The organism is Methanolobus sp., assembly GCF_016278385.1.
Classification (GTDB): Archaea; Halobacteriota; Methanosarcinia; order Methanosarcinales; family Methanosarcinaceae; genus Methanolobus.
Map to the genome: position 1 here is coordinate 36,970 of NZ_JADQBY010000014.1, position 20,999 is coordinate 57,968.

23 protein-coding genes are annotated in these 20,999 nt (G+C 40.2%); 16 read left to right on the plus strand and 7 right to left on the minus strand.

Translation table 11 applies throughout. The annotated features are described in order from the left end of the window. Positions 1-51 precede the first annotated feature (51 nt). On the plus strand, positions 52-1,668 hold the full coding sequence (gene purH / locus QZZ23_RS06245) for a bifunctional phosphoribosylaminoimidazolecarboxamide formyltransferase/IMP cyclohydrolase (RefSeq protein ID WP_292467855.1): 1,617 nt from the start codon (positions 52-54) through the stop codon (positions 1,666-1,668). A gap of 222 nt (positions 1,669-1,890) precedes the next feature. Then, positions 1,891-2,676 (plus strand): winged helix-turn-helix domain-containing protein, encoded by a 786-nt coding sequence (locus QZZ23_RS06250; RefSeq protein ID WP_292467856.1) that lies wholly within the window; start codon positions 1,891-1,893, stop codon positions 2,674-2,676. A gap of 7 nt (positions 2,677-2,683) precedes the next feature. Here the strand turns inward: QZZ23_RS06250 and QZZ23_RS06255 are convergent, their stop codons facing one another. Both QZZ23_RS06255 and QZZ23_RS06260 read right to left on the minus strand, forming a co-directional pair. Further along, positions 2,684-3,610: a UbiA family prenyltransferase gene (locus QZZ23_RS06255; protein ID WP_292467858.1), complete on the minus strand. Its 927-nt coding sequence runs from the start codon at positions 3,608-3,610 to the stop codon at positions 2,684-2,686. Positions 3,611-3,970: 360 nt separating this feature from the next. Further along, on the minus strand, positions 3,971-4,450 hold the full coding sequence (locus QZZ23_RS06260; protein ID WP_292467860.1) for a hypothetical protein: 480 nt from the start codon (positions 4,448-4,450) through the stop codon (positions 3,971-3,973). A gap of 114 nt (positions 4,451-4,564) precedes the next feature. Between QZZ23_RS06260 and QZZ23_RS06265 the strand changes: the two genes are divergently transcribed. The 6 genes from QZZ23_RS06265 to QZZ23_RS06290 all read left to right on the plus strand — a co-directional run bounded on the left by QZZ23_RS06265 (position 4,565) and on the right by QZZ23_RS06290 (position 8,978). Then, positions 4,565-5,563 (plus strand): phosphate uptake regulator PhoU, encoded by a 999-nt coding sequence (locus tag QZZ23_RS06265; protein ID WP_292468169.1) that lies wholly within the window; start codon positions 4,565-4,567, stop codon positions 5,561-5,563. A gap of 114 nt (positions 5,564-5,677) precedes the next feature. Beyond that, positions 5,678-6,313 carry an Era-like GTP-binding protein gene (locus QZZ23_RS06270; protein WP_292467862.1) on the plus strand — a complete coding sequence of 212 codons (636 nt, stop codon included), beginning with the start codon at positions 5,678-5,680 and terminating at the stop codon, positions 6,311-6,313. After that, entirely contained in the window at positions 6,313-6,681 is a 369-nt protein-coding gene (locus QZZ23_RS06275; protein WP_292467863.1) for a DUF2073 domain-containing protein, read from the plus strand. The genes QZZ23_RS06270 and QZZ23_RS06275 overlap by 1 nt, the downstream gene beginning before the upstream one ends. A 14-nt stretch (positions 6,682-6,695) precedes the next feature. Further along, positions 6,696-7,220 carry a hypothetical protein gene (locus QZZ23_RS06280; protein WP_292467865.1) on the plus strand — a complete coding sequence of 175 codons (525 nt, stop codon included), beginning with the start codon at positions 6,696-6,698 and terminating at the stop codon, positions 7,218-7,220. Between the two features lie 18 nt (positions 7,221-7,238). Then, on the plus strand, positions 7,239-7,847 hold the full coding sequence (gene hxlB, locus QZZ23_RS06285; protein WP_292467867.1) for a 6-phospho-3-hexuloisomerase: 609 nt from the start codon (positions 7,239-7,241) through the stop codon (positions 7,845-7,847). A gap of 9 nt (positions 7,848-7,856) precedes the next feature. Then, positions 7,857-8,978: a pyridoxal phosphate-dependent aminotransferase gene (locus tag QZZ23_RS06290; RefSeq protein ID WP_292467868.1), complete on the plus strand. Its 1,122-nt coding sequence runs from the start codon at positions 7,857-7,859 to the stop codon at positions 8,976-8,978. 8 nt (positions 8,979-8,986) lie between these two features. On the opposite strand, the gene QZZ23_RS06295 is transcribed toward QZZ23_RS06290, so the two are convergent. Beyond that, positions 8,987-9,994, minus strand: coding sequence for an NOG1 family protein (locus QZZ23_RS06295; RefSeq protein ID WP_292467870.1), 1,008 nt, complete (start codon positions 9,992-9,994; stop codon positions 8,987-8,989). A 155-nt stretch (positions 9,995-10,149) separates the two neighbouring features. Here QZZ23_RS06295 and QZZ23_RS06300 point away from each other — a divergent pair, with 155 nt between their 5' ends. Further along, positions 10,150-11,025 (plus strand): CBS domain-containing protein, encoded by an 876-nt coding sequence (locus tag QZZ23_RS06300; protein WP_292467873.1) that lies wholly within the window; start codon positions 10,150-10,152, stop codon positions 11,023-11,025. A 2-nt stretch (positions 11,026-11,027) separates the two neighbouring features. On the opposite strand, the gene hisE is transcribed toward QZZ23_RS06300, so the two are convergent. From hisE to QZZ23_RS06320, 4 genes are all read right to left on the minus strand, one after another. Further along, positions 11,028-11,327: a phosphoribosyl-ATP diphosphatase gene (gene hisE / locus QZZ23_RS06305; protein ID WP_292467875.1), complete on the minus strand. Its 300-nt coding sequence runs from the start codon at positions 11,325-11,327 to the stop codon at positions 11,028-11,030. A gap of 222 nt (positions 11,328-11,549) precedes the next feature. Beyond that, positions 11,550-12,830 (minus strand): 3-isopropylmalate dehydratase large subunit, encoded by a 1,281-nt coding sequence (locus tag QZZ23_RS06310; RefSeq protein ID WP_292467877.1) that lies wholly within the window; start codon positions 12,828-12,830, stop codon positions 11,550-11,552. Between the two features lie 54 nt (positions 12,831-12,884). Continuing rightward, positions 12,885-13,595, minus strand: coding sequence for a YkgJ family cysteine cluster protein (locus QZZ23_RS06315; RefSeq protein ID WP_292467879.1), 711 nt, complete (start codon positions 13,593-13,595; stop codon positions 12,885-12,887). 779 nt (positions 13,596-14,374) lie between these two features. Next, complete coding sequence (locus QZZ23_RS06320; RefSeq protein WP_292467880.1) at positions 14,375-15,859, minus strand: DHH family phosphoesterase; 1,485 nt, start codon at positions 15,857-15,859, stop codon at positions 14,375-14,377. 104 nt (positions 15,860-15,963) lie between these two features. Here QZZ23_RS06320 and QZZ23_RS06325 point away from each other — a divergent pair, with 104 nt between their 5' ends. The 7 genes from QZZ23_RS06325 (at position 15,964) to QZZ23_RS06355 (ending at position 20,993) form a co-directional block, all read left to right on the plus strand. Beyond that, on the plus strand, positions 15,964-17,442 hold the full coding sequence (locus QZZ23_RS06325; protein ID WP_292467883.1) for an NAD(P)H-hydrate dehydratase: 1,479 nt from the start codon (positions 15,964-15,966) through the stop codon (positions 17,440-17,442). Between the two features lies 1 nt (position 17,443). Further along, a complete protein-coding gene (locus tag QZZ23_RS06330; protein ID WP_292467886.1) occupies positions 17,444-17,626 on the plus strand; it encodes a hypothetical protein in 183 nt (60 codons plus the stop codon). A gap of 14 nt (positions 17,627-17,640) precedes the next feature. Then, on the plus strand, positions 17,641-18,117 hold the full coding sequence (gene moaC / locus QZZ23_RS06335; RefSeq protein WP_292467889.1) for a cyclic pyranopterin monophosphate synthase MoaC: 477 nt from the start codon (positions 17,641-17,643) through the stop codon (positions 18,115-18,117). Positions 18,118-18,185: 68 nt separating this feature from the next. Beyond that, entirely contained in the window at positions 18,186-19,034 is an 849-nt protein-coding gene (locus tag QZZ23_RS06340; RefSeq protein WP_292467892.1) for a ribose-phosphate diphosphokinase, read from the plus strand. A 24-nt stretch (positions 19,035-19,058) separates the two neighbouring features. After that, positions 19,059-19,574, plus strand: coding sequence for a hypothetical protein (locus tag QZZ23_RS06345; RefSeq protein WP_292467894.1), 516 nt, complete (start codon positions 19,059-19,061; stop codon positions 19,572-19,574). Between the two features lie 16 nt (positions 19,575-19,590). Then, on the plus strand, positions 19,591-20,211 hold the full coding sequence (locus QZZ23_RS06350; protein WP_292467895.1) for an endonuclease: 621 nt from the start codon (positions 19,591-19,593) through the stop codon (positions 20,209-20,211). 2 nt (positions 20,212-20,213) lie between these two features. Continuing rightward, the gene (locus QZZ23_RS06355) at positions 20,214-20,993 is read left to right on the plus strand and encodes a C15orf41 family protein (RefSeq protein WP_292467898.1); all 780 of its coding nucleotides are present in this window, start codon (positions 20,214-20,216) and stop codon (positions 20,991-20,993) included. Positions 20,994-20,999: the final 6 nt, after the last annotated feature.

A 20,999-nucleotide genomic window follows, 5' to 3' on the forward strand; every position in this document is an offset into this window, starting at 1 on the left:
TCTGACCAGAAGCCTTTTAGTATATATCCTCCAATTTCGTACGGTGATTTTTTGGTAAAGAGAGCACTGCTCAGCGTTTCTGATAAGACTGGTATTGTAGATTTTGCTCGTGGACTCGAAAAACTGGATATACAGATTCTATCTACTGGCGGAACTGCCCGTTTGCTTCGTGAATCAGGTATTGAGGTCATGGATGTAGCGGATGTTACCGGTTTCCCGGAAATGATGGGCGGCAGGGTTAAAACTCTTCATCCTAAGATACATGGAGGTATCCTTTGCATAAGGGATGACCATGATCATATGGGAGAGGCCCAAAAAGCAGAAGTAGAAATGATAGACCTTGTAGTTGTCAACCTTTATCCATTTGAAATTACAGTTTCAAAAGAAGGCGTATTGTTAGAAGAAGCTATAGAGAATATTGACATTGGCGGACCTGCAATGCTTCGATCTGCAGCAAAGAACTATCGCTCTGTAAGCGTAGTATGTGATTCGGGAGATTATGGCCATATACTGAAGGAAATACGTTCCACTGGAGTTGTTTCCCTGCAAATGAGGGAATTGCTTGCAGTGAAAGCCTTCAGGCACACTGCTGATTACGATGCCACAATTGACACATATCTTAGTAAGGAACTTCTTGGACAGGATGTCCTGAGAATGAGTTTTAAAGATGGTGTAACACTCAGATATGGAGAAAACTGGCATCAGGAAGCTAAATTCTATACACTGGATGGTATTACTGGTCCATCCCTTGCAAATGCTAAGCAACTTCATGGAAAGGAACTTTCATACAATAATTTTATTGATGCAGATAATGCTTTACAGACAGTTAAAGAACTGTCTTTTTCTAAACCTGCTGTAACAATTGTAAAACACAATAATCCATGTGGTCTTGCAACAGGCAACACGCTTTTACAAGCACTTCAGGCGGCATGGGACGGGGATCCTATCTCTGCTTATGGCAGTATTATTTGTTCAAACACTGTTTTTGACCTTCAGGCAGCAGAATTCTTGAATGGAAAATTTGTTGAGATCATTCTTGCTCCTGGTTTTGAACATGATGCGCTTGAATACCTGAAGAATAAAAGTGTAAATCTTCGTTTGCTTGAGCTTCCGGACTTGAATGAACCTTTCAATGTAGATACTACTTACAAATATGTCATAGGTGGAATCCTTAAACAGTCCATGAATGTTGGTATCTACGATAAATGGGAATGCGTAACTGATCTTGCATATCCTGATGATCTGCGTGCTGTCTCTGAATTTTCTATGCATGCATGCAAATGTGTAAAATCTAATGCAGTAACCCTTGCATATGAGTATGAAGATGGTTGCTACATGATGCTTTCAATGGGAGCCGGACAGCCAAACAGGGTTGATTCCATAAGAAAGCTTGCGGTAACAAAAGCCCGTGAGAACCTTCAGGTTATGTATGAACGTGAGAATCCTGATATGGCTTTTGAAGACTATGTCAATGCTATATTATCAAAATGTGTGATGGCATCGGATGCGTTCTTCCCATTTGATGATAGCGTCGTGCATGCTTCTGAAAATGGTATTAAATATATTCTGTCACCAGGAGGTTCCATTAGGGATCAGGAAGTTATTGCCACAGCCAACAGGTTGTGTGTGTCCCTTGTGTTCACTGGAATGCGGCACTTCTTACATTGAAGTGCTTTCATTTTGGGAATCAACTTCTTATTTTATTTTAACATTTTTATATAATATGCAGTTGACTCAAGTTGAATTTTTAGACTATATTTATATTTTTTGCAATATAATACGTCTGGTTAGAAAACACTTATAAGCTATTAATCAACTTTTATGTAATTAATCAGGTTTTATTCCTCGGTTAGTTGGATACATAACTCAATAACAGTTGATGTGGTTATCGTGAAATCAAAAGGGCTTTTAAGTATATTGACCTTTTCCGAAAAACGGAAAGACATATTATTTTTACTTGAAGAAAAACCATGTACGTTGTCTGATATCAAAGACTACTTTAATGTATCCTCTCCTGAGATATCTCCCCGAATCAAAGAAATGTTATCCTCTAATCTCATCGGGAAAACCGACAAAATTTATAAGATAACTCCAATTGGTAGGGCCATCATCACATCTTTCAGACCATTTCTGGAAATGATTGAGAGCATAGAGAACAATGAATCATTTTGGGAGGAGCACTATCTTGGTGACATTCCTCAAAGTATGTTGGACAAACTCAGGGACTTGAAAGATTGCGAAGTAGTGTCGGATAGTATAGAAAATATTTATGAATCTCATAAAACATTCACTGAGAATATTTCCAAATCCTCCTATATCAAAGGAATATCTTCTATATTTATTCCTACTTATCCGGATTTTGTTGTAGGGATGGCTGAAAAAAACGTGCCTACTTCTTTGATTCTGACTGAAAATGTATTTTCTAAAGTGAGAGATGAGCATAGTGAAAAATTACAATATTACTTAGAGTCTCCTCATACTGAGTTATTTGTCATAGATGACGTCAAAATTGCGTTTGTAGTAACTGATATTTTCTTTTCAATGTCTCTTTTTTTCACATCGGGTGCATATGATCCCAGAGATGATCTGGTAGGTTATAATCCATCTGCAATAAAGTGGGGAAGTGATCTGTTTGATTATTATAAAGAAAGATCGCGCCAAATCACTTCAATTTGATAAATTGTCAGGCTATTAGTCCGTTAATAATGGTTCTAAGTCCTACAATAGATGTTGATTCACCATCTATCATAAACAGTCTTTTTGTCAGCCTGCTTTTTGTTTCCATTTCAACCTCTTCTGCAAAGTTTCTGATATACAGCAGTCCAATGATAAAACTGTAAGCCAGTATTATTGGTTCAAAAGCAATTAATCCTGTTAGTATGGACGCCAGGAGTATTGAGTGGGACAACAGGTGAATACTGAATAGCATGATTTTTGCTCTTTTTTCTCCAAGGACAACGGGCAAGGTCTTTATTCCTGCCATTGTGTCTCCTTTAATGTCTTTGAAATCATAGATTGTGGTATTGATAACTAATTTCATTCCAAAATACAGGAAAACGATGATTGGAGCAATTAGAGTTGTAGCATGGATTCCTGCTATTCCTGCAATAAAAGCTCCCCAGGTGGTTCCTACTACAAGATTCTTCATGCCAAGTCCGCCTTTGAGTTTCAGGTTGAATTTTCCTACTTTAATACCTTTGCTGTAAAGGTAACCGGTTATAAGCGGTAGAAACGCTATAATAATTAGTCCGTTTGTCGTAAGGATGGAAGCTCCTATTAAAAAACAAACAAGAGATACTATTAATGCAGTCTTGTTCGATGCTCCTTTTAATTCAGGTCGGTTAGCCATATCCTCTTCTGCATCCATAGCCCTATCCAGAGTGTAGACCGCATAAATGATCAATCCTCCGGCAAGACAGTTGATAAAAACAGAATGAATGTGCATCAGGAGGAAAGCTATGTGTATTCTTAGTGCTCCTGAAAATGAAACGAGAATAGAACTCTTTAGCAGGTTAAGTGTCGGAATGAGACTGTTACTAATCTCGTAATATTTGTATTCGTATTTCTTTACCAATAGACTAGGAAGACTGATGTTACAATTCAAACTCATATGCTAAAAGGATTCGCACTATGTAATATTATTTTCCTAGTATACTGTTATACTAATGAACTAATTACAAAGATACATCTAATTTCGAGCTCACAAGTACTTATTCAAAAAAGAGCTTATTGTGGCTGCATATTATATTGTAATTATCTTCGACGTTGTATAATTAATATATTTACTCTGATATTATTTACACATTCATGTATTAATATTACTGTACATATAATTATAGTCATCGTTTCAAATTTCAGGTTTCGAGATTACTAAATTCGTTCATCATTTCCTCCATTCTAATTTGATGAACCTCATTAAATCTGTAAACTGAAAAATGGCGTGATTATGATAACTTACATCTGTTCATTTTCAGTTTGTTTTTCTATCTGAATGAAGTAGGAGGTATCCAAAAGAAAAAAAGAAAACAGGGGCTATAGGCAGTGTTTTAAAAGAGTTGTTCCAGATTGCAATTGAACTGAGGGTTGTAAGTATTCCACACGCTATGATGATCTGAGCTGTTGTCTTTGTTTCCAGCTCAATTTCAATATTCTCTCTTAAAAGTTCATAGATTGCCAGTGCTATACATAGAATTGCCGCAAATATCCATCCAAGGGTCCTTACTGATGGCAGGAAACCTCCGTTGGAAAGTAAGGACATCTGTTGGAACAGGTTTACGAAAATGGTTCCATATATATCATCAAAGTTAACATAGAACACTGATAATTTGATTCCCCATCCGCTCGAATAGTTTGAATAGAAATAGACTTCCCATGGTATTATCAGGCATATAAGTGGCATTATTTTTTTCATAATATCTAGTTCGCCAGGTTTCAGCTCCACCGTTTTCATACAGTGGTATTATATATCAACAGATATATATATTTGCATTAGAGGGGAATTATCTATATATTACGTGGTGTTCTATATATCCAATTAGTTTAAAAGCACAAATGAGGGATTTTAATAGAAACCAGAAAAGTTCAGCAAACAGGTGGTTCTACTTATATAATATCTCTTCCAAAAACCTGGGCAGACAAGGTTGGAATCAAAACTGGTAGTAGGGTGAGTTTACAACCCCAACCCGATGGTAAATTAGTGATTGATCCAGTTCATGATGCTCCTCCGGTGAGGAAGATACAGATCGATGTTTCAGGAAGAATGGGTGATGCCCTTATAAGGGATATGATTGCAGCATACCTTGTAGGTTCTGACATTATAGAGGTTAAAGCAGACAGGATACTTGCCGAGCAGAAGAATGTCATCCGTGGAATGTGTTATAAGCTGATTGGCCCTGAGATTATAGAGGAAACAGCAAAAAAAGTGGTAATACAAGATCTTTTGAATCCTGATGAAATTTCGATCAAAAAAAGTGTAAGGAGGATGTATCTCATCTCCAATTCTATGCATATAGATGCAATAAAGGCTATTAAAACACTTGATGCAGATCTTGCTCTTGATGTTGATCAGAGGGATGATGATGTGGATCGTTTATTCCTTTTGATTGCAAAGCAGTTCCGTTCCATATTGCGCGGAGCAAGGTTGCCGGATGCAGCTGAAACATCTATAGATGAGTATCATGACCTGCGAATGGCAGCAGGTCCTATTGAGCGCATAGCGGATCATGCACGCAAGATTGCAAAGATCACCACTTATCTGGATGGTCCTATTCCTGATGATGTCATGGAGATGATAGACAAGGCATCTGAGATCTCAAGAAAAATAGTTGAAGACTCAATAGATGCTCTTTATAATTTCGATGTAGATCTGGCCAATCAGGTCATTGACAGGGTTACCAAGCTGTCTCCTATGATCAACAAGCTCAATGGTGCAATCCTGAAAATGAACTCTTACGAGTCAGTCGTTGCCCTTGGCACGGTAGTAGACAGTATTGACAGAACAGCTGATTATGGTTCCAATATCGCAGAGATCGCAATAAATTCTGCAATGGCAAGGATTGTGTAATCGGATAAGTGAAGTTGTTTGTGTAATCAGATAATAAAAATTATATGCTAATGCGTGTTTATACTACTAAAATTATCCATCATTAAATATAATGCTATTTCACGGAGGGAATGAATGGGCGTAATTAAAAAGTTCAAGAGAAATTTTTCAGGAATATTTAAGAAATTGTTTAAAAAACAAAATGCTCGCATAGGGATATATGGACCGCCAAATGCGGGTAAGACTACTCTTGCCAACCGGATATTAAGAGATTGGACTGGAGATGCAATGGGTTCTGTTTCACATATTGCCCACGAAACAAGAAGAGCAAGGCGTAGAGAGGGTGTTACTATCAATACGAATGGCAATTCCATCACCCTTGATATTATCGACACCCCGGGGCTTGCTACAAAGATAGATTTCCATGAATTCATGGAGCAGGGAATGGATGAAGCTGAATCTAAGAGGCGTGCAAAGGAAGCTACTGAAGGTGTAATTGAGGCTGTTAAGTGGCTTGAGAACCTCGATGGTGTTATTTTGGTTATGGATGCCACAGAAGATCCTTTCACCCAGGTCAATGTAACTGTAATTGGTAATATGGAAGCACGAAGTCTTCCTCTTCTGATAGTTGCCAACAAGGTTGATCTTGCCGAGTCTTCTCCTTCAACTATAAGGGACGCTTTTCCGCAGCATCCAATGGTGTCTATTTCAGCCCTGGAGGGAAAAAACATAGATACCTTCTATGAAGAACTTGCAAGGAGGTTCGGGTGATGTCTGTGCAGGGCTTCCAGATGGATCTTGTATCAGAACACAGGTTGTCCGAAATGACTCCTGTGGAAAAAGTCAGGTTTATTATTGATGAGGTCAAGGGCGGGAAAATACTGGTCCTGGAAAAAGGCCTGAGTCCTGAAGAGGAAGCAAGTCTTATAGAGATGACAATGACTCTCATCGAACCGGATGGCTTCTCAGGTATAGAAATGGAGAGTTATCCGACAGAAGTGGACACTTCTTTTATAGGGAAGATTCTTAAAAAGAATGCTCTAAAATCAAGGCTCACTGTAATTGGGCCAGCTGATCAGCTGAAGACTCTGAGAAGAGATCGCAATATGATCAGTGCTCTAATTTCCACAAACAAATAATTTGCGTGAAGCAAATGGGTCTAAAAGAAAATCGACAAAATCTCATATCGCCTGATCTCTCTCTATCCTCTTTTGAGATGGGGAGGGATGATGTGAATGTAGTTTGTACGTACGGCAAAATATCCATATGGTTTGGAAGGCAGGTGCCGGATATTGTAGTTGGCCGGATACTCTTGGGTATTTCCAATATTGATAACTCCGCTGTCCATGAACTAGAGCTGATGTGTGATTTTGAAGAGATAATGGAATATGAGGGTCATGGTTATGTCCTTGTATCCTATGCAAAATCAAAAAAGGGATACAGGACGACTTTCAATGTTCCTTTTTCAAGCAAAAAAGCTCTTTTCTATCTTGCTGGCTCCATAACCGAAGAACTTAAAGACAAGGACACTGTCTTAGACTGCTATTGGACTGGAGATGACTCTGATATCATGCGTCTGTATGAAGAATTGAGTAACATTGAAGGCTGGAAGTTAAAAAGCATCAATTACAAAGATGATGCAAGAGAAAAACATAGTGATTCTATAAATTTTGATTGATCCAATTGAGGAAATCCGATGAAAGACATCCACTCAACAGAATGTAACTACTTAACCTCTTCTATTTTATTAATGGCTGAACATCTTGAAAATGTAGCTGCCAAGCTTGACAAGGACTCTGTCAAGCAGATGCTTGAAGATATAATGGGCGCAAAAAGAATCTTTGTGATGGGTGCCGGTCGCTCCGGACTTGTCGGAAGGGCATTTGCCATGAGGCTGATGCATCTTGGACTTTCGTCCCATGTTGTAGGTGAGACAACGACTCCTGCTGTAAGTAAGGACGATGTGGTTATTGCTATTTCCGGCTCGGGGCAGACACGTTCAGTTTCAAATCTTGGACGCGTTGCCAAGGAGATAGGTGCTAAGCTTGTCACGATCACTTCCAATAAAGAATCAACATTAGGTGAATTATCCGATACTGTGATAGTTCTCCCCGGAAGAACAAAGGATGATGCGGGTGGATATGTTGAGCGTCATATGCGTGGTGAATATACTTATCTTACGCCTCTTGGTACTTCCTTTGAAACATCTGCGAGCGTATTCCTTGATGCTCTAATTGCAGAGCTTATTTTTATTACAGGTGCTTCGGAAGAAGATCTTAAATCAAGACACACAAATATTGAATAAAGTGATACTATGCCTGGTTCGAAGTTCGCACAAAGGGTTCTGGATATGGATGTTTCCGGAATCAGAAAGATGTTTGAAGGGGCAGGTCCCAATTCCATAAATCTTGGTATTGGGCAACCTGACTTTGATACTCCGCAGCATATTAAGCAGGCTGCAATAGATGCTATTAATGAAGGTTTCACTGGTTATACGGCCGGTCCGGGTATTCCTGAACTTCGCCAGGCTTTAAGCTTTAAATTTAAAAGTGAGAACAACTTTGATGTTTCACAGGATGAGATTATTGTCACCTCCGGTGCATCAGAAGCACTCGAACTTGCAATTGCTTCCTTGGTAGATCCTGGGGATGAAGTGATGATTGCAAATCCTGGTTTTGTATCCTATAATTCTCTGGTGAACATTATGGGTGGTCGCACGACTTCACTTCCACTTGCAGATGATCTTACAATAAGTCCCGAGTGTGTCCTTGATAAAATATCTCCAAAGACAAAGGCAATTATTATTAATTCTCCTGCAAATCCCACAGGTGCGGTGCAAAGCAGAAATGATATGAAAGCATTTGCGGAGATTGCTGATGATCATGGGATAACTATCATATCCGACGAGGTGTACGAGCATTTCATTTATGAAGGGGAGCATGTAAGTCCTGCTCAGTTTTCTGATAATGTTATAACGGTAAATGCAGTATCTAAGACTTTTTCCATGACCGGGTGGAGAATAGGATATGTTGCTGCCAGAAAAGAGTACACTGAGCAGATGATCAAGGTTCACCAGTATGTGCAGGCATGTGCTAATTCGATTGCGCAGAAGGCTGCATTTGCAGCTGTTGCGGGTCCAATGGATTCTGTATTTGCAATGCGTGATGAGTTCAAATCCCGCAGGGATATGCTTGTAGAAGGTCTGAATTCAATTGGCTTGAATTGTGCTTCTCCAAAAGGTGCATTCTATGCTTTTCCTGAGGTACCGGAAGGTACGACTTCCGGGGAAATTGCATCAAAATTAGTTTCCAACGGTGTTATAGTTGTGCCGGGAACTGCTTTTGGTGACCGTGGTGAGGGGCACATACGACTTTCCTATGCTTCATCCATGGACAATCTGAAAAGTGCACTTGACATTATGAAAAAAGTATTGTGATGATGGTCTTACTGGTCATCCATCGTTATCTTTTCGCCTTCAGTTTTCTCTTTTTCCTGAATAGCTATTTTTACCATATCAATAAGAGTTGAAGTGACTTCACTGACACCTTCATCTGTTGCAGTGGACATTTTCATATCTACAAAATCAAGTTCCCTGAACTGTGGCAGATCTGCCTTGTTTGCAACAACAAGTACTGGCAATTTAAACTCACTGCGAACTTCCTCAAGCATACGTTTCTGGTCTTCAATCTCATATCCACATGTTTCAGTTGCATCGATTATAAAAAGGACCACAGCATCCAGGTTCTTTAGTGCTGTTATTGCCTGCAATTCTATTTCATTGCGTTCTGACATCGGTCTGTCAAGGAGTCCCGGGGTATCCATTACTTGATATCTGTCATTGTCAACGAAAAAGTGTCCGATAGAAACACCTTTTGTGGTAAATGGGTATGGTGCTATTTCAGGTGTTGCTCCTGTTACCTTTGTAACGTAACTGGACTTCCCTATGTTAGGGTACCCTGCAACCACAATGGTTGGTTCATCATGAACTGACGGAAGCTTTCGAAGTTTGTTACGGGCTTCGTTAAGGAAAAGCAAATCTTTGCTGATGGAGTCTACTATAGATGAAAGACGCCCAAAACACTGTTTTCTCACAGGCATGGGGTCCCTGCTTTTTCTCATTTTTCCCACATGATCTCTTGCAACTTCATGTATCTTTGCACTGGCCCAGTCAAGCCTGCTAAGGGATTTTCTCATTTCGTCAACGCCTACCATGACGTCTGCCAGTTCATAATAGAAAGGTGGTAGATTCTCAAAAGTAGGGAATCTTCTGACTATGTTCTTAAGATTATCTGTAAGTATGTTGGCAGCTGTCAATACCATGGATTCATTAGCTTCTAGAGCTGTTTTTCTTCCGGAAATGGTTTTTCCTGACATTGCCCTGGTAGCTCTTCTGAACGACTTGTTCAGTAATTCTTCCGATGTAGGGACTGTATTTATTTTTTCAAAAATCATGTTTCTTCCTGTTGCGCTTCAAAATCACTTTAAGGTATAAGTCCCTATTCCTATAAATATAATCGTTTCTAATATCCGTCGGGTGAAATACTATATTTTATATAGCTCCTTTGAGTATGTATAAACTATATTTGAGTTGATGGACCGGTGATTTTATGGAACTGACTCCCATACAGAAAGATATTCTCATAGCACTAATCAATTTACAGAGAGAAAAAGATCGTGCTGTCAAAGGTGAAGAAATTGCAGAGCTTATTAGTCGTAACCCTGGCACTGTTCGGAATCAGATGCAATCCTTGAAAGTCCTTGGCCTTGTTGAAGGTGTTCCCGGTCCCAAAGGTGGCTATAAAGCAACAGGTGATGCTTATGAAGCTTTAAGCATTACTGCAATGGATCACGAAGCAAAAGTACCAATATATAGAAATGACATCCTTGTGGATGGCGCAACAGTAGCCGAGATAAGTTTCACTACGGTAAGACACCCGGATCTCTGTCATGGTATGATACGGGTTCTTGGCAACATTAAGGGTTTTGAGCAGGGTGATCTTGTCCAGATGGGTCCCACTCCTGTGAATAAATTGGTAGTTCGCGGCGAGATAGTAGGAAGGGATGATACTAAGAACACTCTTGTTTTCTCTATAAATGAGATGATATCTCTGCCAAAGAAACCTGTGAAGAATTATGCCCGCACAAATATGATATCAATAAGTGGAAATGCCTCTATTCAGGAAACAGCACGTATGCTTGTGGAACATGGTATACATGGTGCCCCGGTGATTGATAATGATGAGTTACTTGGTGTTGTTACATTTACAGATATAGGCGATGCTGTTGCAAGTGGTAAAATGACTGCTAAGGTCAAGGATATAATGAGTCGTGACCTCATAACAGTGGATTCAGAAACATCCCTTTATGATGCTGTGAAGGTATTTGACGAACACAACATTGGGTTTTTGCTGGTTGCTTATGATGGCGTACCAAAAGGGATCCTATCCAAAAAGGATGTTTTCCATGAACTGATAGGTTATTAAAACTATTTTCTTCTTTTCTTAAGTTCAGTGGCAATCTCTTCAAGGGTAATTCCCTTGGCCACAAACATTACCATAAGGTGGAAAAGCAGATCAGATGATTCATATATCATCTCTTCTCGATTATCACTTTTCACAGCAAGGATTGTTTCAATAGATTCTTCTCCTACTTTTTCCAGTATTTTGTCAATACCTTTTCTGTGGTCGAGTAAGGAGCACACATAGGACTCTTCAACAGGATTATCTTTCCTGTCTTTTATAATTGCATATAATTCGTCAAATATTGAAAGGTCTGTATCAGTCATGATTTATCCTTCCCACTTATATGGTAATAATATTTCCCTTTTATGACTAAAGGTGTCCTTAAGTCATAGCCAATCAAAACAACAGAAAAGCAGTCGTAGTGACGTTGGTTGTAATCCACACACAATATGACGGAATGGTGTTGGTTGTACCAACGTCTGAAACTATCATATTAATTTCTGTAATATATCTTTTGTGGTCTTGCTATATAAAAGGAAAAGAGATCAGATCTTTCTTGGATCTGTTATCTCTCCGGTCAGTGCGGAAGCTGCTGCGGTTGCAGGTGAACTTAGATATACAAATGACTGTGGACTTCCTTCACGTCCCTTGAAGTTACGGTTGGATGTTGCCAGTCCTACTTCTCCGTCACCAAGAAGTCCGAAAGAACCGCCCATACATGGGCCACAACATGGTGATTCCACCATTGCCCCAGCTTCCATGAACTGTTCTACATAACCTGCCCTGAGCACTTTCATGTATTCTGTTCTGGATGCAGGAATAATAAGAAGTCTTACACCTTTTGCAACAGGCTCGTCACCCATCATCTTTGCAACAACCTCGATATCCTCAAATCTTCCGTTGGTACAGGAACCTACAAACACCTGATCTACTTTTATTCCTTCTACTTCTGTTACCGGTTTAACGTTGTCTACGTTGTGTGGACATGCAACCTGTGGTTCAAGATTGCTTACATCATACTTGTGGAGTTCGCATTCTGCGTCTTCATCGGATGCCCAGTATGGATCAAACTCATAGTCCGGTATGCGTTCTTTGAGGTAGTTCTCGGTAACTTTATCAGCTTCAATTATGCCTGCCTTCCCTCCCATCTCGATTGCCATGTTAGAGATGGTCATGCGTTCAGACATTGACATTGCATCGATGGTTGAGCCTGCATACTCTGCTGCCATGTATCTTGCTCCTTCTGCACCTACATCTCCAATGAGGTGGAGAATTACATCCTTTGAATATACGTGCTTTGGAAGTTTTCCTTCGACCTCAAACCTGATAGTCTCAGGTACCTTAAACCAGAGCTTTCCTGATGCAAATACTGCTGCCATATCAGTTGAGCCGATGCCTGTTGAGAATGCGCCAAGTGAGCCATAGGCACAGGTATGGGAGTCAGAACCTACTACAAGGTCTCCTGGCTTTACGTGTCCCTTCTCAGGCATTACCTGATGGCAGACACCCTCGTAAACGTCATAATTAATAATTCCCTGCTCTTTAGCAAATTTCCTGAGCATGGTGTGGTTGGCTGCAGCGTTCAGTGAGTCTGCAGGAACCTGATGGTCGAAAAGAATTACTATCTTGCTTGGGTCCCATACTTTCTTCTCTTCCTTGTCCCTCATTATCTCGTAGAATCCTTCTACTGCGAGGGGTCCGGTGATATCATGGGTCATTGCCCTGTCTATATTTGCCAGTACGAATTCTCCGGCTTTAACCGTCTTACCGGCAGCCTTTGAAAATATCTTCTCAGAGATTGTCATTGGTTGTTTATTAGTGGACATGTTTATTCCTGCATAATGTTTATTTATTATAAATCAATTGATAAATGAAAGTATTCAAATATTCTTCGTAACTTTACAAGTTCCCTCGCTATTATGGACGACGTAATTTAAGTAGCCTTGTTTCAAGTTAGATTTTGCGATAATATTCCCTATTTTAGCTGGTATGAATCCGTCATAGTTCTTATATGTAAGGATGGTGTCCTGCAGTTCACCAAGATATCTCTTAAGCAGCATACCTGCAATTTCCTTGCTGTCCTGTTTTGTTATTTCTCCGCCAATTCCTTCACATTCGGACGCCCTAAGTTCGAGTTCTTCCATGTAAAAAGGGTATGTGCTGCATAAAAGTGGCCGCAGCTCATAAATGCTGCATTTGCTGTCCTTTTTTTCTTCAGGAATAAATACGCAGTCCCCGTTATTTTTCCTTTGAAGCATCCAGCCAAAAGTATGGATATTGCCATCTTCGTCTATCATGCCGGATTCCCCTTGAAGGTAACACTCATCCTGCAGAGAATTTGCTTCTATGTTCAGTGGTTCTACTATAGCTTTCCACGTAAGGTCACTACCTTTCTGTATCCTGCGGATTTCATCGGGAACAACAGCAACCCGGTTATCTCCAAATTCACGTCGGCAACATTTCCCGCACATAAGGCACTTAAACCCGATGTTACATATTTCCTCCGCAAGTTCATCCTGACTGATATGCTTTGCAGCTTCTCGCTCTTCCTCAATTCGCTTGATAAGTATTTCTCTGAATTTGGCGTTCATTTTTCTGATATGATTTGAATTTGTTTTTTTTCTGTTTGATGTAATACCATATATAAATTCAGATAGTGCATGGGTTCAATACTGGTAGGGTAATATACATTATATTTTATCGATTATTTAATATGTATTTGTAACTGCATGTTTGCATTACGTAGTCATAGAATGCTGGCATGACATTATGGATTTAAAGCAGTGTAGGTGCATGGGTTGTATATAAGGTAAAAGCTAGTTTTTGTAATGTAGTAGTTTAGTTAAAGGGGTAATAGGGAAGTAGATTTCGTAGTCTGTTTTCCTGTTAGTTTCTTGTGTTGGTGGCAAGGTATGCATCATATGTGTGTGGTGTGGTACACTATTTGCATGCGCAGTATGATATAATATTTATATGTAAATGTATGATTGGTGTTGTATGATTGTGTAAGGGAGGTGCATATCACATACAATTTATGGGCTTATATTTCATGTAATGTATGAACTTTGTTTTATGTGGCGGTTCGTTTTCAATTGTGCAGCTTCTCTTTTCATAACACAATTATAATCCTATATTTGTTAGTTTACACCCTATCGAGATTAATTTGCCTATCTTGTTTTGGATGCTGCATGTTTTATAATTGGTTGCTATCGCTAATCGTTTTCTGGCATATGCAAAGCTATGGCTGCGGGTTACATTGTAGTCGGATTTGTATAGTTTGTGTATATATCCTTTAACAACTATAATCACATATGCATATTTAGTAACATGCATTTCAGTATACGTGTGTTAAAAAAAGTATTCTACAGACTTATTCGTCTGTATCTTCGACACCGACCGCTCCAAGGAATCTTTTTACGACTGCCTCATTAACAAGTCTCAGGAGGGTCTGGCGGTCCTTTGCAGCGCTAAATACTCCCAGTGGTACCTGTGCAGCTGCTGCAGTTGCATGTCCTCCGCCTGCATCTTCTCCAAATGCACGTTTCATAATGTCGCCCAGATTGACTCTGATATCACTACTGCGTCCGGAAATGTATATCTTTTCATCTGTAACTCCGAACACTATAGAAGTTGAGATGCCTTCAAGGTTAAGGAGATAGTCTGCAGCTTGTGGTAATGTATCCCTGTTGCGTATGCTTCCCACATTCGAGAGAAGGTAACTTCCAATTACCTGGCGGCTGTTTATAGCCTCACCAAGTACGTCCAGCGTTTCTATTGACATAGAAGGACGTTCCAGTTGTTCAAGGATGTCATGGTCTGAGAGAGGGTACAGATATGAAGCTGCAGAAAGATCAGCAGAATCCGTATTCCTCTTGAAGTCAAGTGTATCAGTCCTGATGCCATACAACAGTGCAGTTGCCAGTCCACTGTCAATATCTACATTTAGTTCTTGAAGGTATTTTGTCAGTATGGTGGCAGCAGCGCCTACATTTGGTCGGATATCTATAAAGTCTGCATCTATCTCGGCATCCGGTAGCGGATGATGGTCAACGATTATGTTCACGCGTGTTTCAGGTGGTAGGGAATTGTTTGCACCGGGCGTCGCACAATCTACCAGTGCAAAGTTTTCATATCCTGTGAAACCTACATCTTCTGATCTGTAAAGATCTATTCCAAGCAGATTAACAAAAGCCTTGTTTTCCTGATGTCCTATTTCTCCGTGATATATTATGTCTGAAATGACATTGAAAGTCGTTGCGATCCTTTGTAGTGCAAGGGCACTGGATATAGCATCAGGGTCCGGGTTATCATGAACCACAATAGCAAGTTTCTTTCCTCGGTTGGCCTCGAACCATTGGGTCAGTTTATTTCCCCTGCGCATCGCTTCAGCACGCTCAAGTGATCTGGAAAGCGACTTAGCTACCATTCTGGGTGGCATTATAACAAGGTCTGCACCCATTGTTTCCATTTCCTGCATGGTTATAACATCGGGAGCTCTCACAACACAATAAATCTCTTGGGATACCTTATTCCTGACATTCTTAAGAGCAGCCTTATTTGCTTTTGAGTCAGAGCTAAGAATAAGTATTCCTGCAAGGTTCTTGGTGTTGATCATGTCAAAAAGGTTGGGATCACTGACATCACCAACCATGGCTTCATAGGCTTCCTCACGAAGTGTTTCCACTTTCTGAGAGTCCTTGTCTACAATAATAAGCTCTTTGTCAAGTTCTCTTAGTTCCTTGGCTAAAGCAAAACCAAAACTCCCACTTCCAAGTATGAGATATGTGGGCTTGATTTTTGATTTGTCAGTTGCGTTAATCTCCTTTGCAACGGTGTTAATAGAAACGACCTCCATTTTGTATAAGAGTTATATTAGCATAAAATGATTTTGAATAAAATAACAGAAATAAATACATCAACTGCTAAATAGAATGCAAACTAAGGAATAAATAGGTAACTATGTTCTCCATAACGTCTTCAAAAATGCGCTCTGTCGATACCAATTGTGCATATCTTGGCCTCAGTCCTCTTCAGCTAATGGAAAACGCGGGTGCTGCAATAGCCCGGGAAATTATGGTCCGGCTCAGTTCAGGAAGGGTGCTTTTTGTTGCAGGCAGAGGTAATAACGGTGGTGATTCGTTTGTTGCTGCAAGGCATCTTGCACTATACGATTCATACGATGTGAGGGTATTACTTCTGGATCATTCCTCCCGTATAAGAACGGAAGAGTCAAAACACAATTTTAATCTGCTAAAATATAGTGGTATCCAGGAAATAAAAGAGATATCTGACTCTAAGCAGTTGGAGGCATATTCCGAATGGCACAATACAAACATTATTGTTGACGGTGTACTGGGTTCCGGGATGAAAGGAGTACCAAGGGAGCCTGAATCAACAGCCATAGATATGATCAATTCTTCCGGTTCATATATCATTTCAATAGATTCTCCATCTGGATATGATATTGATGGTGGTGAGGTTGTAAAAAGTGTCCTTGCCGATATGACGATTACATTCCACAGGATGAAGACCGGTCTTGAGCTGCCGGGTTGTGACAAGTACACAGGGGCAGTAAAAGTGGTTCCCATCGGTGTGTGCAGGGATGCAGAGGAATATGTGGGTCGTGGCGATCTTATAAATCTCGCCTGTAGAAAACGAGATGCTCATAAAGGCAACTCCGGACGTGTTCTTGTGATAGGTGGTGGTGCCTACTACGGTGCTCCTGCCCTTGCAGCCATGGCAGCGCTTCGCACAGGTGCTGATATTGTGACAGTGGCAGTACCTGAGAATGTTGCAGATACGGTTGCTTCTTTTTCTTCTAATCTTATAGTTATGCCGCTTAAAGGCGACAGGCTGAACCTTTCAAATGTTCCTGTTCTAAAAAGTCTGATAGAATCTCATGATGTTGCTGTCATAGGTCCGGGAATTGGCAGGGACACAGCTACCCTTGAAACAGTGGAACAACTTCTTCCTTTATGCAAAAAAGTAATTATCGATGCAGATGCCCTTTATAATCTAAGTTTGCCTGCAAAAAGTGAGGCGAAATTCATTTTAACACCACATTCTGCTGAGTTCTCACGACTCTGCAGGGAGCAAATTTCTCAGGCACTTGATGAAAAGAAAACGATTGTCGCCAGATTTGCAGGAGAAAAAGGTATTACAGTAGTTTTGAAAGGTGAAGTTGATATAATTTCGGATGGATTGATTACCCGGCTTAACAGAACCGGAAATGCCGGAATGACTGTTGGGGGTACAGGTGATGTACTAGCTGGCATCATTGGAGCTTTGTTTGCAGTTAATGATGCAATAGATGCAGCATCATGTGCAGCATTTATAGGCGGGGTTGCCGGAGATCTTGCATTTGAAGAAAAAGGATTTGGTTTGCTTGCGACAGATATAATTGAACGGATAGCAGATGTTATGTCAGAGGTGTTTTGATATGGGGCAGGAGAATAGAAAAATAAACGTAGACATAGAAAGAAAGTGGGTACGTATAATTATAAACCATGGAAAGGACGAAGAAATTCTAAAACTCAGTCTCAATGAGGCCACTAATCTGAAAGAACAACTAAATAGTACTATTGAGGATTACCTTCAAAGACAGAACATCAGAATTGACTGAAAAACGGTGATAAATTGGAAGCTACATTCACACACATCGAAAACGACCGCGCTGTCATGGTGGACATCAGCAGTAAAGATATCATTGTAAGGAAAGCAATAGCTTCTGGAGAGATAGTTCTTAGTGACGCAACCATAGAGAAGATACGAACCGGGACTGTTGAGAAAGGCAATGTACTTTCTACTGCGCGCATAGCTTCAATTCTTGCGGTTAAAAAAACCCCTGAACTCATTCCTATGTGCCATCAGATACCAATCACTTCGGTGGATGTGGACTTTTCAATTTATGATAACGTCGTTTGTGCAAAGGTAGAGGTGCGATCTGTCGGAAAAACCGGTGTTGAGATGGAAGCACTTACTGGTGTCTCAGTTGCCTTGCTTACGGTATGGGACATGGTAAAGTCTGCAGAAAAGGATGAAACCGGCAATTATCCCGCTACTGGTATACAAAATATCAAGGTTCTTGAGAAAGTAAAAATGAACCAAAACTGATGTATTATAGGGATACATTAGGAAGCATTCAAATTATCCATTAATTAAATCTTAAAGAGGTACATCATTTGAAAATCATAGGAGGACCAGCATCCCAGGCTCTTTCATCAAGAGTTGCAAGAGAGATGAATATCGAGCCTACTGTATGTGACTTTACAAGATTCCCTGACGGGGAAATGTACTCGCGCATACTTGATGAAGACGTGGATGAAGTTACCATTATACAGAGTACGACTACAGACTCTGATCTTATTGCACTACTGCAGTTAATAGATGCTTGTGAGGACTCACCTGTCATAAATGTAGTCATACCCTACATGGGATATGCAAGGCAGGACAAAAAGTTCAAAACAGGTGAACCTATAAGCGCAAGGGCAATTGCAAGGACGATTAATGCTGACAGGATATTTACTGTGAATATCCACGAGTCCAGTGTGCTGAATTATTTTAACGCAGATGCCTTTGACCTGGACGCATCTCGCCTTATTGGATACCATATAAGATCTTTGAACCTGAGTGATCCTTTAATTGTGTCTCCTGATAAAGGTGCAATAACTCTTGCAGAAAACACTGCAACTGATGTGGGGCTGGAGTTTGATTATCTGGAAAAGACCCGTCATTCCGGCGACACCGTTTCTATTAAGGCAAAGAATGTAGATGTAATGAACAGAGATATAATCATCATCGATGACATGATAGCTACAGGCGGTACCATGGCAGAATCTATTAAACTGCTCAAATCACAGGGTGCAAAAGATGTTTATCTTGCATGTGTTCATCCAGTACTGGCAAGAAATGCAGTGTTACGCCTGTTCAATGCAGGGGTAAAAGATATCATTGCCACCGATACAATAGAAAAGGCACAGAGTTGTGTCAGTGTGGCACCTCTCATATCCAATGCTTTAAGAAGTATATAATCATTAATATATTGAGGTTTTATCATGACTTTACCCGATGTTTGTCCCAGGGACGGAGTTTCCCACTGTAAGAAGAAAGCCTGTCATCTTTACGTAGTTGAATGGCGTACAGAGGACGAACAATGTGTGATCGGGTACAGCTCCACCCATAAACAGCTTTCTAAATCCACACCAATGGAGGATACCTATGCTGAAAAGACTCGCACAAGGATCGAGACTAATATGGCTGAAAAGACCTCATGGCCAAAAGCCGTTAGTGAGGGACTCAAACGAGAGCATCTAAAAAGGGCAGTACCTGATGTTGAAGTCGTTGAAACTTACGTTGAGGCTAAGGTTGAGGCACCATCACAGGGGCTCACAGATGAGTCTGTAACTTCTGTGCGGCATGAAGAGGTCGTGGTAAGCAATAAGGATACTACAGTTATCGAGTCAAGACAAAATGACGGAGACAAGGGTAAAGAGGACAGGAAAAGAAAGTCACTCGATGAAGTGATGGATCTGGATCTTCCTGAGGGATATGAGGAAGAATTCTGGAAATAGTTCTCTTTTATGATATATGAAATACAAAATACTTTGCAGAGTATATGATTTGCTGTTTGATGAGCTTGGACCGCAATGCTGGTGGCCTGCAGAAACGGCTTTTGAAGTTATTGTCGGGGCTATGCTTACACAGCAGACAAAGTGGGCAAATGTGGAAAAGGCTATTAATGGCTTGAAAGAACACGGTTTGATTGAGGTCCCGGTTCTCGCAGAAGCCGATATTGAGTTGCTTGAGAATCTTGTAAAATGCTGTGGTTTCTACCGGCAGAAAGCTTCCCGCCTGAAAGAAGTGGCAGGTTTTTTTGCAGAGCAAGGTATGGAGACTGTTTTCTCAATGCCAGTGGAAGATCTTCGCAAGACTATGTTATCTCTTAAAGGTATTGGGAATGAAACAGCAGATAGTATTGTGCTATATGCTGCCGAAAAACCAAAATTTGTAATTGATGCTTATACTACCCGTATGATGAAATGTATCGGTATTGAGGGCAATTATATGCAATTACAAAGAATGTTTGAAGCAGAACTTCCCAAAGATGTGGGTATCTATAAGGAATACCATGCCCTCATAGTTGAGTATTCAAAAGCCTATTGTGGCAGGAACCGATGCAATGAATGCATTCTAAAAGGAATTGAGTGAGAATGGATATTGAAACCTATAACCAGATATATAGTAACCTGGAAAGTATTGATGACGTTAAAAGTTTGGCAATGCAGTTCTCACAACCCATTGGTACTATTCATTCCATACTTAACCAGAAAACTGTTACAAAGGTCAAGAGAAATTTCTCAAAGATCAAGAATAAAAGCCTGAGGCACTTAAGGCAATGGAAGAAAGGCAAAAGCATAGTTGAGATATCAAGGAGAAATGATATACCGGCAACTCTCATGGTTTCGATGCTACTCAAGGAGATGGGTATTCCAAAGAAAGGGTTCATCAGAAATCTGGATGAGCAACCTGACGGTCGTCTTAAAAAAGAAGTTATGGAAGCCATGGAGTCCGATTATTTCTTTTCCCCGAAAGCACATGAAATACATGCTGAAAAAGGTGAAATGGGAGAATCTATTCTTGCAGAATGGCTTACCGAACGGGGGCTGACCTATAGATCAGAAGACGATCTGAGAAACCAGGGTTTTACAAAAACTCCTGATTTCCTGCTGGATGAAGAACTCGATGTGGATGGTGTCAAGGTATCCTGGATAGAAAGCAAGGCTCTTTTTGGTGATGAAAAAGAACATGAGTATTACATTAAGAAACAGTTCAGGGAATATGAGGATATCTACGGTATTGGTATGATAGTTTACTGGTACGGTTACATAGATACCGTCAGCTATAATGGTAATATCATAAAGGACTACACATTCTTTGGTGAAAACCGTGAACTGATAGAAGAGCTTCTGAACTTTAGGACATATTGGTAATATTTT